Below are 15,252 nucleotides of genomic sequence, written 5' to 3'. Positions count from 1 at the left end.
CCAATGGAGGCAAAAAAAGAAAAGCATCCTTCAAAAGAAGGATGCCTTTCGTTTTTAAAACAGCAATTAGCCTTGGTTTTTATTGCTTTGAGATTTTTGGTTTTGTTGTTTCACTTCTTGAACGTTAGTTTCAGAAGCAAACTCCGTACCAAATTGACCTTGAGCTTGACCTTGACCTTTTTTTTGCTGAGATTGCGCGTTTTGTTGTCTTACTTGTTGAACGTTTGTTTCACTTGCAAACTCAGTACCGAATTGGCCTTGACCTTGCTGAGATTGCGCGTTTTGCTTTCTCACTTGTTGAACGTCAGTACCAGCTTGTGATTTATTCTTATTAGCCATTGATAATCACCTCCACGATAATAAGATAACCATTAAGATGGAGTGTTATCCAACTAATAACATTTAAATTTTTCCAATTATTTTAAACAAGCAACGAAATGCCTCCATCAACTATAACGGTTTGTCCACGAATCATACTCGCTCCATCCGAAATTAAAAACAAGATGGTATTCACCATATCTTCAACCTCGACCATCCGTCCAGCAGGAGTCTGTTCTGCCGCCTCAGCAAGCATTTCATCCCGATTCGGAAAGGATTTCAGGGCATCCGTATCGATCACACCGCCAGAAACGGCATTGACACAAATATTCATTGAAGCCAGTTCAACAGCTAAATATCTTGTCAATGCTTCAAGCGCCGCTTTCGATACTCCGACGGCTGTATAATTTTTCAAATATCGAATGGACCCTAGGGAACTGATGCTGACGATTTTCCCTCCGCCGTTCCTCTCCATTAATTTCGCCGCTTCCTGTGCACAGAAAAGGAGGGCTTTTGTATTGATGTCCATAGTCCAGTTCCAATGTGATTCTTCAAGCTCCATCAATGGCCGCTGTACTCCTGATGCCGCATTATTAATGAAGATGTCCAAACGTCCATAATAAGCATCGATTTCCTCGAACATGCTCTTCACTTTCGCAACGTCGCCTACATTTGCCTTGACTACAAGAGCTTTACGCCCCAACGCTTCAATTTCAGCTGCCACTTCTAATGCTTTCGACTTGCTCCGGGCATAATTAATAACGAGGTCGTACCCTTCCTCTGCAAGCCGTATTGCCGTGCTTCTACCTAAACCTTTACTGCTACCTGTAACGAGTGCCACTTTTTGTTCCATTCGTTTATTCATCCTTTCTGAGTAAACACAGAGTAATAAAAATCATTTTTAAAAGGAGTGTTACTGTTATGTATGTTGGACGTGATATGACAGAGTTGTCGATGATGAAAAAATCGGATTGGGAAAATAGTGAACTAGCCTATTTTCATCACTCCCTTCAACAAATGGTACCTTATTTAAACCAAGAAGGACAGAGTATCCATAGCGAAATCGTCAAAGAAATTGAAAATAGGGGCGGACTTAATAGGCAGGAAGCCGATTATACTCATGGAACGAAAACCATTTACGATTGATTTTATACGGATATGACATTAAAAATCAACAAAAGAAGAGGATATCTTAGCGGATATCCTCTTTGATTATACCAAATTTCACTAGCACCTTTATTTAAATAGCCTTTATTCAATACGATCTTTTTCTTTATAGGCCTTTATCATTTTTTGGTGGGAAACCGGAAATGCAAACTCCTCCATCTCTGCTTCACTCACCCACTTGAGTTGGTGTTCTTTTAATGTCTCTTCACTGATGGGTTCTTTGATCATTCCGGCATACGTGTCCACTTTCCAAACAAGATGCGAAAAAACATGTTCAATTCTCACAAGTGATTCTGTAAATTCCGGTTTGACACCATACATTTCCTGAAACCGATTCTCGAAGAATTCCCTTTTATGCTGTAGGGATGAATGGTTCTCGAAATTCAGATATTCCCAAAGATTCGCTAGCAATCCTTCAGAAGCCCGCTTGTGAATCAAAAATTCACCTTTTTCATTCGTCAATACGGCAGCCACAATTGGTACATCCCGCGTTTTTTTCTTTTGGATTTTTACCGGCAGTTCCGACTGAACCCCTGCTTCAAATGCAAGACAATGACTTTGAACGGGACATAATAGACAGGCAGGCTTACCTGGTGTGCAGATTAATGCCCCCAGTTCCATCAATGCTTGATTGAAGGCAGAAGTATGATCATGATCGATCAGCTTTCTTACGGCAGCCTCGAAAGTTTTTCTAGTCTTTGGCTTTGCTATATCTTCATATATCATCAATATCCTTGATAAAACACGCATGACGTTTCCATCGACGGCTGGCTCCGGTTTGCCATAGGCGATACTCAGAATCGCACCAGCTGTATAAGGGCCGACACCTTTCAATTTGGAAATTTCCTCGGGATCGTCCGGTACAATCCCATTATAGGAAGACTTCACTTCCTGAACGGCACTATGCAGATTCCTTACACGTGAATAATATCCGAGACCCTCCCAAGCTTTTAAGACTTTCTCTTCATCTGCAATGGCAAAATCCTCTAGTGTGGGAAACCATTCAACAAACCGGTTGAAATATGGAATCACCGTGTCCACTCTCGTTTGCTGCAGCATTATTTCAGAAACCCAAACACGATAAGGGTCCTTATTTTCCCTCCATGGCAATTCTCTTTGTTCTTCAAGAAACCAGCTAACTAAATCTTTCTGAAAATCATCAATTTTTATTTTTTCTATTGTCGGGATCGTTATTTCTTTCACATCAGTTCCTCCAAAGATGTTACACACTTATCAAAAATGGGAATACCAATAGTAGGTCATTCTTTTTTTAATATCATGTTCATATCCATTTATTTGTATTGGGGCACGAAAATAAGATAATTATATTCATTTGATGGTTAATATATAAATACGGTATGATGAGAGAAGACCATTTTTTTCAAATTGTGGCAGGGAGGTTAGTTTTTTGGATACAGGTACTCACTTTGTCATGGGAATTGCTCTTGGAGGTCTTGCCACATTAGATCCTGTCATTGCGCAGAGCCCAGTAACTGCAAGTGCAGTCATTGCAGGTACGATATTGGGATCACAAGCTCCAGACATTGACACTGTTTTAAAATTAAGGAATAACGCTGTATATATACGAAATCACCGTGGAATCACGCATTCCATTCCCGCTGTTTTACTTTGGCCCTTGATAATCAGCGGAGCACTTTTCGCCATCCTACCTGAAGCAAATTACCTTCACCTTTGGCTTTGGACCTTTTTAGCCGTATTCCTTCATGTATTCGTGGATATATTCAATGCTTATGGGACCCAGGCTCTTAGGCCGATTTCTTCAAAATGGGTAGCTTTAGGGGTCATCAATACATTCGACCCGTTCATTTTTGGAATACATGTTGCCGGCCTGATATTATGGGGCTTTGGATTTCCTCCAGGCTATTTATTTCTCTCGATTTACGGAATACTTGTTCTTTATTACATTTCCAGATTCAGGGAGCAGGCTTTCATTAAAAGAGCCGTAAAGCAACAAATTCCTGGAGCAAGGAAAATTCTTTTATCACCGACCATGCGTTTTCACCGCTGGAAAATTGCTGTAATTACCGAAAAGAATTATTATGTGGCACGAGCCGATAATGGGTATGTGAAGATTCTTGATACGTTTGATCGAGTGCCATTACCTGAAAGTGAAATTCTTGAAGTCGCCAAGAAGGATATCAACTTGGCTGCCTTTCTGTCCTTTTCTCCGGTTTACCGCTTTGAAATCGAGCAGAAAAAAGAATATTATGAAGTCCGTTTTATCGATTTAAGATACCGCAGCAATGGTTATTACCCGTTTGTGGCAGTAGTCCATTTAGACCGCGATTTGAATATCTTGAATTCGTATACCGGTTGGATCTTTAGCGAAGCGAAGTTGCAGAAGAAATTGAATATTATTTTGTAGTCGCTGCCTACCTGAAAAAAGGCTGGTTCCAGAGAATCCCTCTGGAATCAGCTTTTTTAATGCAATCGATTCTGTTGATTTAATAAATGTTGATATTTAGGATTTTTTGCAATGAATTCGTGGAAATGCTCACCGTAGTTATCGATCCAGGTCCTAACAACACGTGATGTCATTTCTTCTCCGGCATATTCATGTCCAGCCTTTGCATAGGTCGCTTCGAAATCTTCCCATAATAATTCCACCCAAGTCAAAGCTTGCTCATACGTGATGTAATCATTTTTCTCAAGCAGTTTCTTGGTTAATCTTTCATGGTAATCATTCATTAGAACCACCTCATTGCCAATATTTTTACAGAATGAACTATACAGTCCCTTACCCATACTAGTGGTAAGCGGAAACGCTTCTTTCATAAATCTGATGCCTGGAGGAGAAAAACTTGCGAAATAAACAAAAAGGATTCCCCAACCAAAACAATAATAAATTCCAAGGCGAGCCTCGTGCAAAGGCAAGATATGCTTCAAAGCGTGCAGATGGAAGTATTAATACACACCCTCAAGAACGAATGAAAGCCTCAAACGAGCGATCGAATTAAGGCAATTCAAAAGGAATCGGGGTCTTCCCGGTTCCTTTTTATTTCAACATTGAAATTGGCAGTGCCTCTTCCTTACCGCTTCCACCCAAGCGGTAACCCCAGGCGAATACACCGTTCATATAATCAATTTTGAAATAGACACCGGGATCGCCTTCAATTTGATATATTTCACCTTTTTTGAAATCATCGGGATTTAATAAATAGGCCTTGGCCATCGTCACTTTCCGTTCCAATACAGAAAATTCATTAACCATTCCCAATTGCTCTGCTTTTCTCGCTTTTTCAGTCAATGCTGCAATTTCCTGCTGCAGTTCATAGACCGACAACTTGCTGTATCTTACGTCGCTCATATATATGGCTCCTTAAATGAAATATTAATTTACTTCTATATTAAACAAAATTTTGTGATTTGGCTATCGATGCACTTAATCCATTTCAGGATTGGAAAGATAACGCTCAATCAATTCTATTGGAAAACCTTTTCGGTATAATGCCTGCTTCATTTTTTGTTCATATTCGAAGCCCTCATGGTTTTTATATCTGCGTTTCATTTTTTCGGCATGGTGGCATAAAGAATCCCATTGTTCATCTTCATCCTTTTCAACCGCCACATCTTCAAGTGCTTCAAGGATGACATCTCTCGGGAAACCTTTCCGTAACAAGGTTTGTTCAACTTTTAGCTTTAATGCCCGTTCCGAAATGTTTTTTTCCTTTTTGACCGATTTTCCAGCAAGTTTCCTTGCATGCTCAATTTGAATATCATAGGGGTATTCCTTCAATGCCTCGACAACCAACTTTTCTTGTACCCCTTTTTCCTTAAGCTCGAGCTTAAGGGTAGTGGGCCCTTTATTGCCTCCGTTCACATGGGTCCGTACGTAAGCCTTGGCAAATTCAAGGTCGTCTAAATAGTTAAAGCTGTATAGCTTATGTATCGCTTCCTTTATAATCGGCTCTTCTGTTTCCTTCTTTTTCAAATAAAGGCGAATTTCCGATTCCGAACGCATCCGGTATGATAAATAATTCAGTGCATCAGTAAATGCTTTTTGGATTTCATCATGAAATTGTATTTCAGCCAGGAGCAGGCCATCGAGTGCCATACCCTTTTTCAAATGAAATTTCAATAGCACTTCTTCGTCCACACTGAAAGCATATTTTTCATCAACGAAAATGTTATAACGATCTTTACGTTTTTTTTGGGTTGTTATTTTTGTTATGTTTGGCATAAAATCCACCCCCATTCCTACTTTACCCGTTTACGTGTACCATTTCTAGATATAGCATGTCTAAAAATGAAAAAAGCACATGGGCATGTTAAAGTGAAGAAAAGAATAGGGAAAGGAAGTGGTTTTCATGAAAATAGCCATTGCTGGTGGAAGCGGTTTTGTCGGCACAGCCCTTATTGATGAATTATCAAAAGAAAATCATGATATATATATTTTGACCAGGCATCCCGAAAAGTTCAAAAAACGGACAAATTCTACATATATCGGCTGGTTGACCAAGGACGCAAAGCCGGAAAAGCATTTGGAGGGGCTCGATGTTTTCATTAACCTTGCTGGTGAATCTTTAAACAGCGGGCGTTGGAATCCTGAAAGAAAACGCCGGATAGTCGAAAGCAGGGTCGAAGCTTCCAAAGAGATGAACCGGATCCTTTCCATACTGCCCGAAAAAGTGTCTGTCATCATCAACGCAAGTGCAATCGGATATTATGGTATTTCGGACCATGACACATTTACCGAAACCTCTGAATCCATCGGTGATGATTTCTTGGTCCGTACTGTTAAGCTTTGGGAAAAGGAAGCCGCTAAATCCCGCTCTTACTGTAAAAGGTTCGTCCTAACAAGATTCGGTGTGATCCTGGGAGAAAAAGAAGGCGCATTGCCAATGATGGTCCTACCTTATAAACTTTTCGGCGGAGGAAAGATGGGTAAAGGGAATCAGTGGCTTTCCTGGATTCATATTCATGACGCTGTCCGTGCAATCATCTTCTGCATGAACGATTCAAGGATAGATGGTCCAGTCAATTTTACGGCACCGGACCCCGTTCAGATGGATACATTCGGGGAAACGATAGGAGCTGTCCTTCACAGGCCCCATTGGTTACCTGTACCTCCCTTTTTCCTCAAGAAACTGCTGGGGGAAATGAGCATACTTGTGCTTGAAGGACAAAATGTCCTTCCCATCAAACTTAAAGAGGAAGGATTCATTTTCGCCTTTCCAACCCTTAAAGAAGCTTTACAAAATATCTTAAAAGAAGATTCTCACGTATGAAAGGGTCATTTTAGGAAAAAATAGGGATATTAAGTGAAATGGAGATGATCTAATTGCTCAAAAAACACGATAAAGAGAAAAGTAACTTAACTAGTACCCAAGCAATTCTTTATGCTCGCGAATTTAAAAAAGCAGATCGAGCTGGTGGATATACCGAGAAGAAATCCCGTCGTTAAGTTTGGAGTTTTTTCCCTTACATTTTGAACAGCCACTCAACACAAAATAAGCTGGAGATGATAAGTGTGAATTCATCTCCAGCTTATTTTTTTATTCTAGGGGGCGCTAACATGGGACGAAATAACATACACCATAATCGAGATAAGAACAAACAAAAACTTCCTCAGGTTCCTAAAAACCTGAAAAGTGACGGACTTGACGTTGAATATTCTTCCGAACTGGCTGACCAGGAAGACGTCAAGGCACAAGCCCGGGCAAATGCGGCTGACCGCCGTGCTCATAATCGCCGCTCATAAGCAGGAGAAACTAACCAAGGGGCTGTAAATCAGCCCCTTATATTTTCTTTATTTACATAGCTTATCCACAACCCTGTGTATATTGTGGATATATTCTGAAAATACCGACAATCTACAAGTACAATAACTCACCTTATTAACATGAAAATAATGTTATTTCTGGATAACCCTGTGGATTATGTGGATAAAGGGAATGTTATTCTAAGTACTCTGCATTTTTGTTGTGGATAACTATTCTCTCTCTTTGATTTGTTCCACAGGATTATTATGCATTTACTAATTCAACTAAAGAATCAATTCATACCAGCTGCTGCCTAAGCTGATTTTCATGGGTTAAATTTATGCTGTATCTTGGCCTTTTGGCTACTGCCTCCGGCATTAAAGAAGGTTCCCCAAACTTTTTCCATCAACATTTTCTTCCAACTGTTTACGAAGCAAGAATTTTTGTATCTTCCCACTTGCATTTCGAGGCAGATCATTACAGAATATATATCTTCTTGGACGTTTATAGTTCGCAAGTGTATCACTGTTCCTACACCACGTTTCTAAATCGGTTTCCGTAAGCGTTGGGTCTTTGGCTACAATGAAGGCCGTTACAATTTCCCCCCATTTATCATCAGGCTGACCAAGTACTGCACAGTCGAGGACTCCATGATGCTCATAAAGTGTGTCTTCCACTTCACGTGGATATATATTTTCCCCACCAGAGATAATCATGTCGTCCACTCTGTCCTTGACCCACAGATATCCATCTTCATCTAGGAAACCGATGTCACCGGAATGGTACCAACCTTTGTATAGCGCTTTTTCTGTCTCTCCACCTTTTTGAAAGTACCCCTGCATAATACATGGACCTTTCACAAGGATTTCACCTGTTTCCCCAGGTTCCAAAATATCATCGGGATCTGATGGCCCTTCGTCATTCGGACGGGCAATGATGATTTCATGATCTAAACATGCTTTGCCGGCAGAACCCGCTTTCCTAATTTGATCATCTTCCAATAGGAGAGTGATGGCCGGACCCATTTCAGTCATTCCATAAGCTTGGATGAACTGGATGCCAAGTTTCTCCTGACAGGCACGTACAAGTGATGGGGCCATTGGGGCTGCTCCATAAAGCCCCAGCTTCAAGCTCTGGAATTTATACTCATCCAAGTTTTCCTGAATGAGCATGTTCCACATCGTTGGTACAGCAAATAACTTGGTGATCCCCTCGGATTCAATCATTTCCATAACCTTTTTGGGATTAAACTGATGTAATATGACATTTGTGGCACCAACCTGTACGCGAGGTAAAAAGGAACAATGCAATTCAGCACAATGAAACATCGGTGCAGTAATCAAACCGATATCAGAGCGTTCATACTTCATGGCCTCTATTAAAATTGCTGCTTGTTTGATCATATCTTTATGAAGGTGAATGACCCCTTTTGGACATCCGGTTGTCCCGCTCGTATACATGATGGCATAAACATCATCCTCGTGAACGTCCACTTCGTCTGGCTTTGATGAGATACTGGCCATTTTTTGGCGGTAACCTTTGGCATATCCAGGCACTTCATCATCAATAAACCAGAAAGCCGTTTCCGGAAATCGCTTCTCAACGGCGGCAACGGTCGATTCCAATTCTTGTTCGAATATAACGACCTTTGGAGAAGCGTCACTTAAAATGAAGGCCAGCTCCTCTGGCATTAAGCGGAAGTTGATTGGATTAAAGATTGCACCGATTTTTGCACAGGCAAAGAATGCGGTGGCAAGCTCTTCATTGTTGTAAAGGTATGTAGAGACCCTGTCCCCTTTTCGCACTCCTTCCGCTTGAAGGACCGCCGCCAATCTATTCACCTGCTCATTCCACTGAATGTACGTATAACGGATATTTCTTCTCACGTCGTAGATAGCCTCTTTTATGGGGAAATTCTGAACCGTCTGATCAAAGATATTTTTAATCGTTACTGACATATCATTTTCCTCCTCAAGTAAACCCACCATCAACAGGAAGAGTTCAGGCCATCCTGCCGAAGGTCGGTTTCATCCCTATTTCAGCATTACTTTCGTGCGAATTACAATGTTCATAACCGGTTGGTCCCGTTTCAGTCCAATCTTTCAATTATGGTGGCATTCGCCATGCCGTGGCCCTCACACATTGTTTGCAGCCCATAACGGCCGCCTGTTCTTTCTAACTCATGGATCATCGACACCATCAATCGGGCACCGCTTCCGCCAAGAGGATGACCTAAGGCGATCGCCCCGCCATTTGGATTCAGCTTCATGGGGTCTGCCCCCGTTTCTTTTAGCCAGGCAATCGGGATAGGAGCGAAAGCCTCATTCACTTCAAAGACATCGATATCATCAATGGAAAGGCATGCTTTTTCCAAAGCCTTTTGAGTGGCAGGTATCGGGCCCGTAAGCATCAGGGTTGGATCTGACCCGACAACAACCCGTGTATGCACTTTAAAGCGCGGTTTCAATCCAAGTTCTTCCGCTTTACTGCGTTCCATCAATAATAAAGCGGCAGCACCGTCACTGATCTGGCTTGAATTACCGGCATGGATTAAACCGTCTTCTTGAAAAACCGTTTTTAATCCAGCAAGTACTTCCAGCGTAGTTTCGGCCCTTGGACCTTGATCTTCCTTAACCTCCATATAATTCCCTTCCTTATCAGTACCAATTACTGATATCATTTCACGGTCAAAATAGCCTTCTTTTTGAGCGCGTATTGCTTTGCCATGACTCTCAACGGAAAACTGATCACATTCTTCACGTGTTATTCCCCACTTATCGGCAATTCTTTCAGCCGATAAACCTTGATTGATCACCTCATAGCTCTCTAAATACTTTGGACTCGTTACGGCTCCTTGATAATTAGACCCCATAGGGACTCGGGACATGTTTTCCACTCCCCCCGCCACTACCACATCCATATCTCCCGACAAAATGGCTTGGGAAGCGAAATGGACAGCCTGCTGACTTGATCCGCATTGACGATCAATCGTCGTTCCCGGAACTTCAATCGGAAAACCGGCAATCAGTGCAGCAACGCGTGCTATATCACCGGCCTGTTCGCCAGCCTGTGAAACACAACCTAAAATGACATCATCGACAATAGACGGATCAATGCCTGCCTTTTCAATCAGCTTCCTCAATACTTCCCCTGCCAGATCATCTGGGCGAACGTCTTTCAAAACACCGTTCCTTCTGCCGACTGGCGTGCGAATCCCTTCGACGATAACCACTTCCCGCATATACTCTCTTCCCTTCTCATCCTGTCTTTATTTAAGGCCAAGATTCTTAGCGATGATTTTCTTCATGATTTCATTTGTCCCGGCATAGATGCTTGCTACCGGGACATCCCGATACCTTCTGGCAATCTTGTATTCTTCCATATATCCATAGCCGCCATGGAGCTGCATGCATTCAATCGATATTTTTCTCGCAGTCTCCGTCAAGCGCCATTTTGCCATCGACACTTCCGTGACCACCTGTTCACCCGCCATATGATTGGCGATCAATTGATCCAGGAAAACACGCCCCATTTTGATTTCGGTTGCCATTTCAGCGATTTTGAATTGAGTATTTTGAAACTGGCTCACGGATTTTCCGAAAGCTTCCCTGCTTTTCACGTACTCGATCGTATCGGCCAGCATATCCTCAGATGCCGTTTAGGAACAAATGGCAACAACAAGACGTTCCTGCTGTAATTTCTCCATTAAGTAAGTAAAACCGTTGCCTTCTTCACCAAGCAGGTTTTCCTTTGGAACACGGCAATCCTCGAAGATGAGTTCTGCTGTATCCTGACTGTGCAAACCAAGTTTCTTCAGTTTGCGTCCCCTGGAAAATCCAGGTGTGTCCCTTTCGACCACAACTAAGCTAACCCCTTTATGCTTCGGAACGGCACTTGGTTCCGTTTTACAAGCAACGATGACCAAATCCGAATGAATGCCATTTGTGATGAATGTCTTTTGGCCATTTAATATGTAATGATCTCCATCCAAAATCGCAGTCGTTTTAATATTGGCTAAATCCGAACCTGTTCCAGGCTCTGTCATCGCGATGGCTGTAATGATTTCCCCTGTCGTGCATTTTGGAAGCCAGCGCTGTTTCTGCGACCCATTTCCGTATGCGGCAATATAAGGAACAGTGATGTCACTGTGTAGTCCGAAACCAATGAAACCAGAACCCACTCTTTCCAATTCCTCATTAATAATGACCGAAAAGCCCCAATCTACCCCGGAACCCCCATACTCTTCACCAAGATCCGGACATAAAAAACCCTGTTTCCCCATTTTCACCCAAAATGATCTGGGAATGATTTTCTCTTCTTCCCATTGTTCATAGTGGGGAACTGCTTCTTTCTCCAAAAATTTTCGGAATGATTTGCGGAAAATCTCATGATCTTCACTTAGATATGGATGTTTCATCTGTTTTATCTCCTCATGTACGGCTTTGTCCAAGGCCTTTTCATTTAGGAAGGCCCTTTTTCAAATAATCACAATAAATGGCATTGTCTTTTCTGAAGGGAATTCACACTTACCTAGGTGACATTCGTATGGCCCCATCCAGTCTGATGGTTTCCCCATTCAGCATTGGATTCGTTATGATGCTTTCCGTTAGTTTAGCGTACTCTTCGGGATACCCGAGCCTTGAAGGGAATGGCACGGTTTTACCTAATGACGTCCTTGCTTCATCAGGCAATGAATCGAACATCGGAGTTTGGAATAGACCCGGTGCAATCGATACAACACGTATCCCCTTGGCTGCAAGCTCCCTTGCAACCGGCAGGGTCATCCCAACAATCCCTCCCTTGGAGGCACTATATGCAGCTTGTCCGATTTGTCCTTCAAAGGCAGCTACCGAAGCAGTATTGATAATGACCCCGCGCTCCCCCTCTTGGTTAGGCTCATTTTCGGCCATTTTTTCAGCTGCAAGCCGGATCACGTTAAATGTACCGACCAAATTGATTGTCACCACATTTGAGAACGCTTTCAATTCATGTACACCTTTCCTGCCTATGACCTTCTCAGCAATTGCAATACCAGCACAGTTGACGACCGTGTTGATACTCTGGAATTTTTCAATTCCTTTTTCCAACGCTCCCAATACGCTTTCTTCACTTGTTACATCCGTTTTAACAAAAAGGACTGAATCTCCCAATTCTTGCACCAGTTTAGCGCCATTTTCTTCCGAGAGGTCACATATGACCGCTTTTCCTCCTTTTTTAATGATGTTTCTTACTGTCGCCGCTCCCAGACCTGATGCCCCGCCAGTCACCACTGCAATGCTTTCTTGAATTTCCAATTCCTCACCCCATTTGTTTCGTCTAGAATATATATTCATCTTTCACGATCATAAAACCTATTTTCAATATTAATTTCACCGCTTGCCTGTTTCACCTTCAATTCACAAAGGGTTTCGGTAAAGCCTTTGATTACCTGTTCAAAATCCTGCTTCAATCCATCCAGCTCTTTAATGCGTTCATTTATTTCGCTTAATTTCTGTCCTGCCGTTTCTATCGTTTTTTCCAATTGCTTAATACCCGTCCCATCCTTATCGAATAAAAGGACAATATCCTTAATTTCCACTAACGAAAACCCATACTTCTTACCGCGCATTATGATTTTGAGTTGTGCGTATTCTTTCTTTCGATAAACTCTTCTTCCCGTTTCAGTACGCTTTGGCCTGAGCATACCCAGTTCCTCATAATATCGGAGAGTCCTTGTCGTCAATTCGAATTCTTTTGCTAACTCAGAAATGGTATACATGTGTTAAAACCACGCTTTGCAAAGGGATTATTTACCTTTATTTTAACATTGACGTTAACGTAAACTTCAATAAATATTCACAAAATTTACAATATATGAAACTGTGCGAAAGATTTAGACTGATATACTATTAGTATATTCTTCAAAAGAAGGGAAGGACAAGATCATGCTATGTTCAAAAATATTAGTTGCTTATGATGAATCTGAATTGGCGCTTAAATCCTTAGAAAAAGCGATTGAATTAACGAAGCTGGATCCCTCTATCGAAATCCAGGTACTTCACGCTGTTACACTTCCAATCAAACCATATATATATGGCAATGCTTTTCAGGAAATTGAAGAATCCATGCTCAAGTATGGCAATGAAGTAATAAAAAAAGCGGAAGCGCTATTATCCGAAATCCCGAATCCATCCCAAACATTTGTCGTAGAAGGTTCAGCCATCACGGCTTTATTGGAACATGCACAATCCCAGAATTGTGACCTTATCATCATGGGCAGCCGCGGATTGAGTGGTTTCAAGGAATTCCTGGGCAGCGTTAGTCACTACATCGTCCAGCATTCCCCTGTGCCTGTCTTATTGGTCAAATAAAATGTGCTGCAAACTTTTCTTATGGCCTGTCCTAGAGAAGCTGGGTTCCCTTTGGAATCCAGCTTCTTTATGCGAGCATGAACATTAGGTAACTCAATACTTATCATGTTTTACAAACACTTCCGTTTACAGGTAAAATGAAAGTAATTTTAATGAGGATAACATGTGAAGCAATGGATATTAAACATTTGCAATACTTTATAGAGGTAACCAATTTCAATAGCTTTACTCGGGCTGCCGATCATTTATTCATTACCCAGCCGACTATAAGCAAGATGATTAAAAACCTGGAAACCGAGCTAGGCGTTGAACTTTTTGATCGTTCCCGTAAGCAAATGATCTTGACCGATGCTGGCAGGGTCGTCTTAGAGCAGGCAAAATTGATTGATAAGGCCTTTCACAATTTAGAAACGGAAATGGACAATTTATTAGGTTTAAAAAAGGGGCATATACGCATCGGTTTGCCGCCGATCATCGACGCCTCTTTCTTCCCCCGAATTCTTAGCCGTTTCCATGAGGACTATCCCAATATTACCTTTCAATTAGTAGAGGATGGTTCAAAGAAAATTGAAGAATCAGTCCAAAATGACTTAATTGATATTGGCGTAATAGTCCTGCCAACCAACACCGCACTTTTTCATCATTTTTCTTTTTTAGAAGAAGACATCAACTTGATTGTTCATCCCTCTCATCAATATGCTTGTCGGGAAGAAATCGATTTGGCCGACCTGGAAAACGAGTCTTTCATCTTATTCAATAAAGATTACGTCCTTCGTGATCTCGTCATTTCATCCTGTAATGAAGCAGGTTTCTCTCCACATATCGTCACGGAAAGCTCACGCTGGGATTTTATTGAGGAAATGGTCTACTGTAGACTTGGCGTTTCTCTATTGCCTGAAAGTTTATGTCGTAAGGATGAACGCGTAAAGTCCATCAAGGTTAAAAACCCCTCCATTAGTTGGAATTTGGGATTCATTTGGAGTAAGGACCATTACCTTTCATGCGCTGCAAAAGAATGGCTGAAATATACGAGGGAAGCGTTGTCACATAAAGAGTGAATTAAAAGGCATGATCGTTGTAAGCACTATCATAGATTTTGGTTATGCACATGATAACATCTAACCATTTTACAATACGTAAGGGCGGGGTTAGACTTGGTAAGCACGGTAAATGCCGATGGATTCCATAGTTTCGGAAAGGAGATATTCATGATCACTTTATCTAATGTCGATGAGTTACATGCAGCAGAAGCAACTCTGGAGAAAATTAAAAGTTCACACCCCGAACTATTTAATAAACTGCTCCATGTCGTTGCCTTAACACGGGCTTTTCAATTTAAATATCAATTTATGGGGACATTAATCATGGATGTAACCCCTAACGAATGTACCCCTGAATTCGTTATGCCCTCCGTTATTAGATTATATATAGAGGAGGTTCAAAAGTTAAAGGATGATCCGAATTTCCAGGTATTACTTCAGACCTTCTCCCAATATAAAAATATTGGATATGCCAAAATCAGTATGCTTGTGCTCGGTAAAAGCCCTGAATCGCTTTTAGGCGCTTCATGCATCAAATGAAGCCAATGATATGTTCCTAAAAAAAACCTCCATTAACGGGGCTGTTGACAATCTAAAAGGATTTTTGAAACCTGTATAGAATTTATTCTATGCAGGTTTTTTATTGGAGGGATT

The 15,252-nt window shown here is 41.5% G+C and carries 19 protein-coding genes and 1 pseudogene; 9 read left to right on the top strand and 11 right to left on the bottom strand.

Annotation, left to right across the window (positions count from 1 at the left end; genetic code table 11):
* Positions 1-66: 66 nt before the first annotated feature.
* Both ACFX4L_RS19255 and fabL read right to left on the bottom strand, forming a co-directional pair.
* The gene (locus tag ACFX4L_RS19255; RefSeq protein WP_377384826.1) at positions 67-339 is read right to left on the bottom strand and encodes a gamma-type small acid-soluble spore protein; all 273 of its coding nucleotides are present in this window, start codon (positions 337-339) and stop codon (positions 67-69) included.
* A gap of 82 nt (positions 340-421) precedes the next feature.
* On the bottom strand, positions 422-1,171 hold the full coding sequence (gene fabL, locus ACFX4L_RS19250) for an enoyl-[acyl-carrier-protein] reductase FabL (RefSeq protein ID WP_061461733.1): 750 nt from the start codon (positions 1,169-1,171) through the stop codon (positions 422-424).
* A gap of 68 nt (positions 1,172-1,239) precedes the next feature.
* Between fabL and ACFX4L_RS19245 the strand changes: the two genes are divergently transcribed.
* Positions 1,240-1,464 carry a hypothetical protein gene (locus tag ACFX4L_RS19245; protein WP_061461732.1) on the top strand — a complete coding sequence of 75 codons (225 nt, stop codon included), beginning with the start codon at positions 1,240-1,242 and terminating at the stop codon, positions 1,462-1,464.
* A 105-nt stretch (positions 1,465-1,569) separates the two neighbouring features.
* Here the strand turns inward: ACFX4L_RS19245 and mutY are convergent, their stop codons facing one another.
* Positions 1,570-2,688, bottom strand: a complete 1,119-nt coding sequence (mutY, locus tag ACFX4L_RS19240; protein WP_377405919.1) for an A/G-specific adenine glycosylase — start codon at positions 2,686-2,688, stop codon at positions 1,570-1,572.
* Between the two features lie 205 nt (positions 2,689-2,893).
* On the opposite strand from mutY, the gene ACFX4L_RS19235 reads away from it, so the two are divergent.
* Positions 2,894-3,871, top strand: a complete 978-nt coding sequence (locus ACFX4L_RS19235) for a metal-dependent hydrolase (RefSeq protein WP_284471730.1) — start codon at positions 2,894-2,896, stop codon at positions 3,869-3,871.
* A gap of 56 nt (positions 3,872-3,927) precedes the next feature.
* Here the strand turns inward: ACFX4L_RS19235 and ACFX4L_RS19230 are convergent, their stop codons facing one another.
* Positions 3,928-4,194: a YfhJ family protein gene (locus ACFX4L_RS19230; RefSeq protein ID WP_377405917.1), complete on the bottom strand. Its 267-nt coding sequence runs from the start codon at positions 4,192-4,194 to the stop codon at positions 3,928-3,930.
* A 113-nt stretch (positions 4,195-4,307) separates the two neighbouring features.
* Between ACFX4L_RS19230 and ACFX4L_RS19225 the strand changes: the two genes are divergently transcribed.
* Positions 4,308-4,463 carry a small, acid-soluble spore protein K gene (locus tag ACFX4L_RS19225; RefSeq protein WP_034305387.1) on the top strand — a complete coding sequence of 52 codons (156 nt, stop codon included), beginning with the start codon at positions 4,308-4,310 and terminating at the stop codon, positions 4,461-4,463.
* A gap of 38 nt (positions 4,464-4,501) precedes the next feature.
* On the opposite strand, the gene ACFX4L_RS19220 is transcribed toward ACFX4L_RS19225, so the two are convergent.
* Together ACFX4L_RS19220 and recX are read right to left on the bottom strand one after the other, a co-directional pair.
* Entirely contained in the window at positions 4,502-4,813 is a 312-nt protein-coding gene (locus ACFX4L_RS19220; RefSeq protein ID WP_061461728.1) for a YfhH family protein, read from the bottom strand.
* A 75-nt stretch (positions 4,814-4,888) separates the two neighbouring features.
* Positions 4,889-5,686 (bottom strand): recombination regulator RecX, encoded by a 798-nt coding sequence (recX, locus tag ACFX4L_RS19215; protein WP_061461727.1) that lies wholly within the window; start codon positions 5,684-5,686, stop codon positions 4,889-4,891.
* Between the two features lie 127 nt (positions 5,687-5,813).
* Between recX and ACFX4L_RS19210 the strand changes: the two genes are divergently transcribed.
* From ACFX4L_RS19210 to ACFX4L_RS19200, 3 genes are all read left to right on the top strand, one after another.
* A complete protein-coding gene (locus ACFX4L_RS19210; RefSeq protein WP_377405915.1) occupies positions 5,814-6,734 on the top strand; it encodes a TIGR01777 family oxidoreductase in 921 nt (306 codons plus the stop codon).
* Positions 6,735-6,787: 53 nt separating this feature from the next.
* Positions 6,788-6,910 (top strand): YfhE family protein, encoded by a 123-nt coding sequence (locus ACFX4L_RS19205; protein WP_081088510.1) that lies wholly within the window; start codon positions 6,788-6,790, stop codon positions 6,908-6,910.
* Between the two features lie 111 nt (positions 6,911-7,021).
* Positions 7,022-7,207, top strand: a complete 186-nt coding sequence (locus tag ACFX4L_RS19200) for a YfhD family protein (RefSeq protein ID WP_061461725.1) — start codon at positions 7,022-7,024, stop codon at positions 7,205-7,207.
* 378 nt (positions 7,208-7,585) lie between these two features.
* Here the strand turns inward: ACFX4L_RS19200 and ACFX4L_RS19195 are convergent, their stop codons facing one another.
* The 5 genes and pseudogenes from ACFX4L_RS19195 to ACFX4L_RS19175 all read right to left on the bottom strand — a co-directional run bounded on the left by ACFX4L_RS19195 (position 7,586) and on the right by ACFX4L_RS19175 (position 12,966).
* Positions 7,586-9,166, bottom strand: a complete 1,581-nt coding sequence (locus ACFX4L_RS19195) for a fatty acid--CoA ligase (protein WP_377384832.1) — start codon at positions 9,164-9,166, stop codon at positions 7,586-7,588.
* 131 nt (positions 9,167-9,297) lie between these two features.
* Positions 9,298-10,449, bottom strand: coding sequence for a thiolase family protein (locus ACFX4L_RS19190; RefSeq protein WP_377405913.1), 1,152 nt, complete (start codon positions 10,447-10,449; stop codon positions 9,298-9,300).
* A 27-nt stretch (positions 10,450-10,476) separates the two neighbouring features.
* Positions 10,477-11,625: pseudogene (locus ACFX4L_RS19185) on the bottom strand (acyl-CoA dehydrogenase family protein).
* Between the two features lie 109 nt (positions 11,626-11,734).
* On the bottom strand, positions 11,735-12,502 hold the full coding sequence (locus ACFX4L_RS19180) for a 3-hydroxyacyl-CoA dehydrogenase (protein WP_284471735.1): 768 nt from the start codon (positions 12,500-12,502) through the stop codon (positions 11,735-11,737).
* 35 nt (positions 12,503-12,537) lie between these two features.
* Positions 12,538-12,966 (bottom strand): MerR family transcriptional regulator, encoded by a 429-nt coding sequence (locus tag ACFX4L_RS19175; RefSeq protein ID WP_284471736.1) that lies wholly within the window; start codon positions 12,964-12,966, stop codon positions 12,538-12,540.
* Between the two features lie 166 nt (positions 12,967-13,132).
* Between ACFX4L_RS19175 and ACFX4L_RS19170 the strand changes: the two genes are divergently transcribed.
* The 3 genes from ACFX4L_RS19170 to ACFX4L_RS19160 all read left to right on the top strand — a co-directional run bounded on the left by ACFX4L_RS19170 (position 13,133) and on the right by ACFX4L_RS19160 (position 15,138).
* Positions 13,133-13,558, top strand: coding sequence for a universal stress protein (locus ACFX4L_RS19170; RefSeq protein ID WP_061461719.1), 426 nt, complete (start codon positions 13,133-13,135; stop codon positions 13,556-13,558).
* Positions 13,559-13,731: 173 nt separating this feature from the next.
* Entirely contained in the window at positions 13,732-14,616 is an 885-nt protein-coding gene (gene cidR / locus ACFX4L_RS19165) for a cidABC operon transcriptional activator CidR (RefSeq protein ID WP_377405911.1), read from the top strand.
* Positions 14,617-14,766: 150 nt separating this feature from the next.
* The gene (locus tag ACFX4L_RS19160; RefSeq protein ID WP_284471738.1) at positions 14,767-15,138 is read left to right on the top strand and encodes a hypothetical protein; all 372 of its coding nucleotides are present in this window, start codon (positions 14,767-14,769) and stop codon (positions 15,136-15,138) included.
* Positions 15,139-15,252 lie beyond the last annotated feature (114 nt).

The organism is Peribacillus sp. YIM B13482 (assembly GCF_042787975.1).
Lineage (GTDB): Bacteria > Bacillota > Bacilli > Bacillales > DSM-1321 > Peribacillus > Peribacillus simplex_A.
This window is presented reverse-complemented; position numbering and strand designations above follow the sequence as displayed.

Coding starts and splice junctions, on each gene's coding strand:
- ACFX4L_RS19255 (WP_377384826.1), bottom strand. CDS start 339: ATGGCTAATAAGAATAAATCACAAGCTGGTACTGACGTTCAACAAGTG.
- fabL (WP_061461733.1), bottom strand. CDS start 1,171: ATGGAACAAAAAGTGGCACTCGTTACAGGTAGCAGTAAAGGTTTAGGT.
- ACFX4L_RS19245 (WP_061461732.1), top strand. CDS start 1,240: ATGTATGTTGGACGTGATATGACAGAGTTGTCGATGATGAAAAAATCG.
- ACFX4L_RS19230 (WP_377405917.1), bottom strand. CDS start 4,194: ATGAATGATTACCATGAAAGATTAACCAAGAAACTGCTTGAGAAAAAT.
- ACFX4L_RS19220 (WP_061461728.1), bottom strand. CDS start 4,813: ATGAGCGACGTAAGATACAGCAAGTTGTCGGTCTATGAACTGCAGCAG.
- recX (WP_061461727.1), bottom strand. CDS start 5,686: ATGCCAAACATAACAAAAATAACAACCCAAAAAAAACGTAAAGATCGT.
- ACFX4L_RS19210 (WP_377405915.1), top strand. CDS start 5,814: ATGAAAATAGCCATTGCTGGTGGAAGCGGTTTTGTCGGCACAGCCCTT.
- ACFX4L_RS19200 (WP_061461725.1), top strand. CDS start 7,022: ATGGGACGAAATAACATACACCATAATCGAGATAAGAACAAACAAAAA.
- ACFX4L_RS19195 (WP_377384832.1), bottom strand. CDS start 9,166: ATGTCAGTAACGATTAAAAATATCTTTGATCAGACGGTTCAGAATTTC.
- ACFX4L_RS19190 (WP_377405913.1), bottom strand. CDS start 10,449: ATGCGGGAAGTGGTTATCGTCGAAGGGATTCGCACGCCAGTCGGCAGA.
- ACFX4L_RS19175 (WP_284471736.1), bottom strand. CDS start 12,966: ATGTATACCATTTCTGAGTTAGCAAAAGAATTCGAATTGACGACAAGG.
- ACFX4L_RS19170 (WP_061461719.1), top strand. CDS start 13,133: ATGCTATGTTCAAAAATATTAGTTGCTTATGATGAATCTGAATTGGCG.
- cidR (WP_377405911.1), top strand. CDS start 13,732: ATGGATATTAAACATTTGCAATACTTTATAGAGGTAACCAATTTCAAT.
- ACFX4L_RS19160 (WP_284471738.1), top strand. CDS start 14,767: ATGATCACTTTATCTAATGTCGATGAGTTACATGCAGCAGAAGCAACT.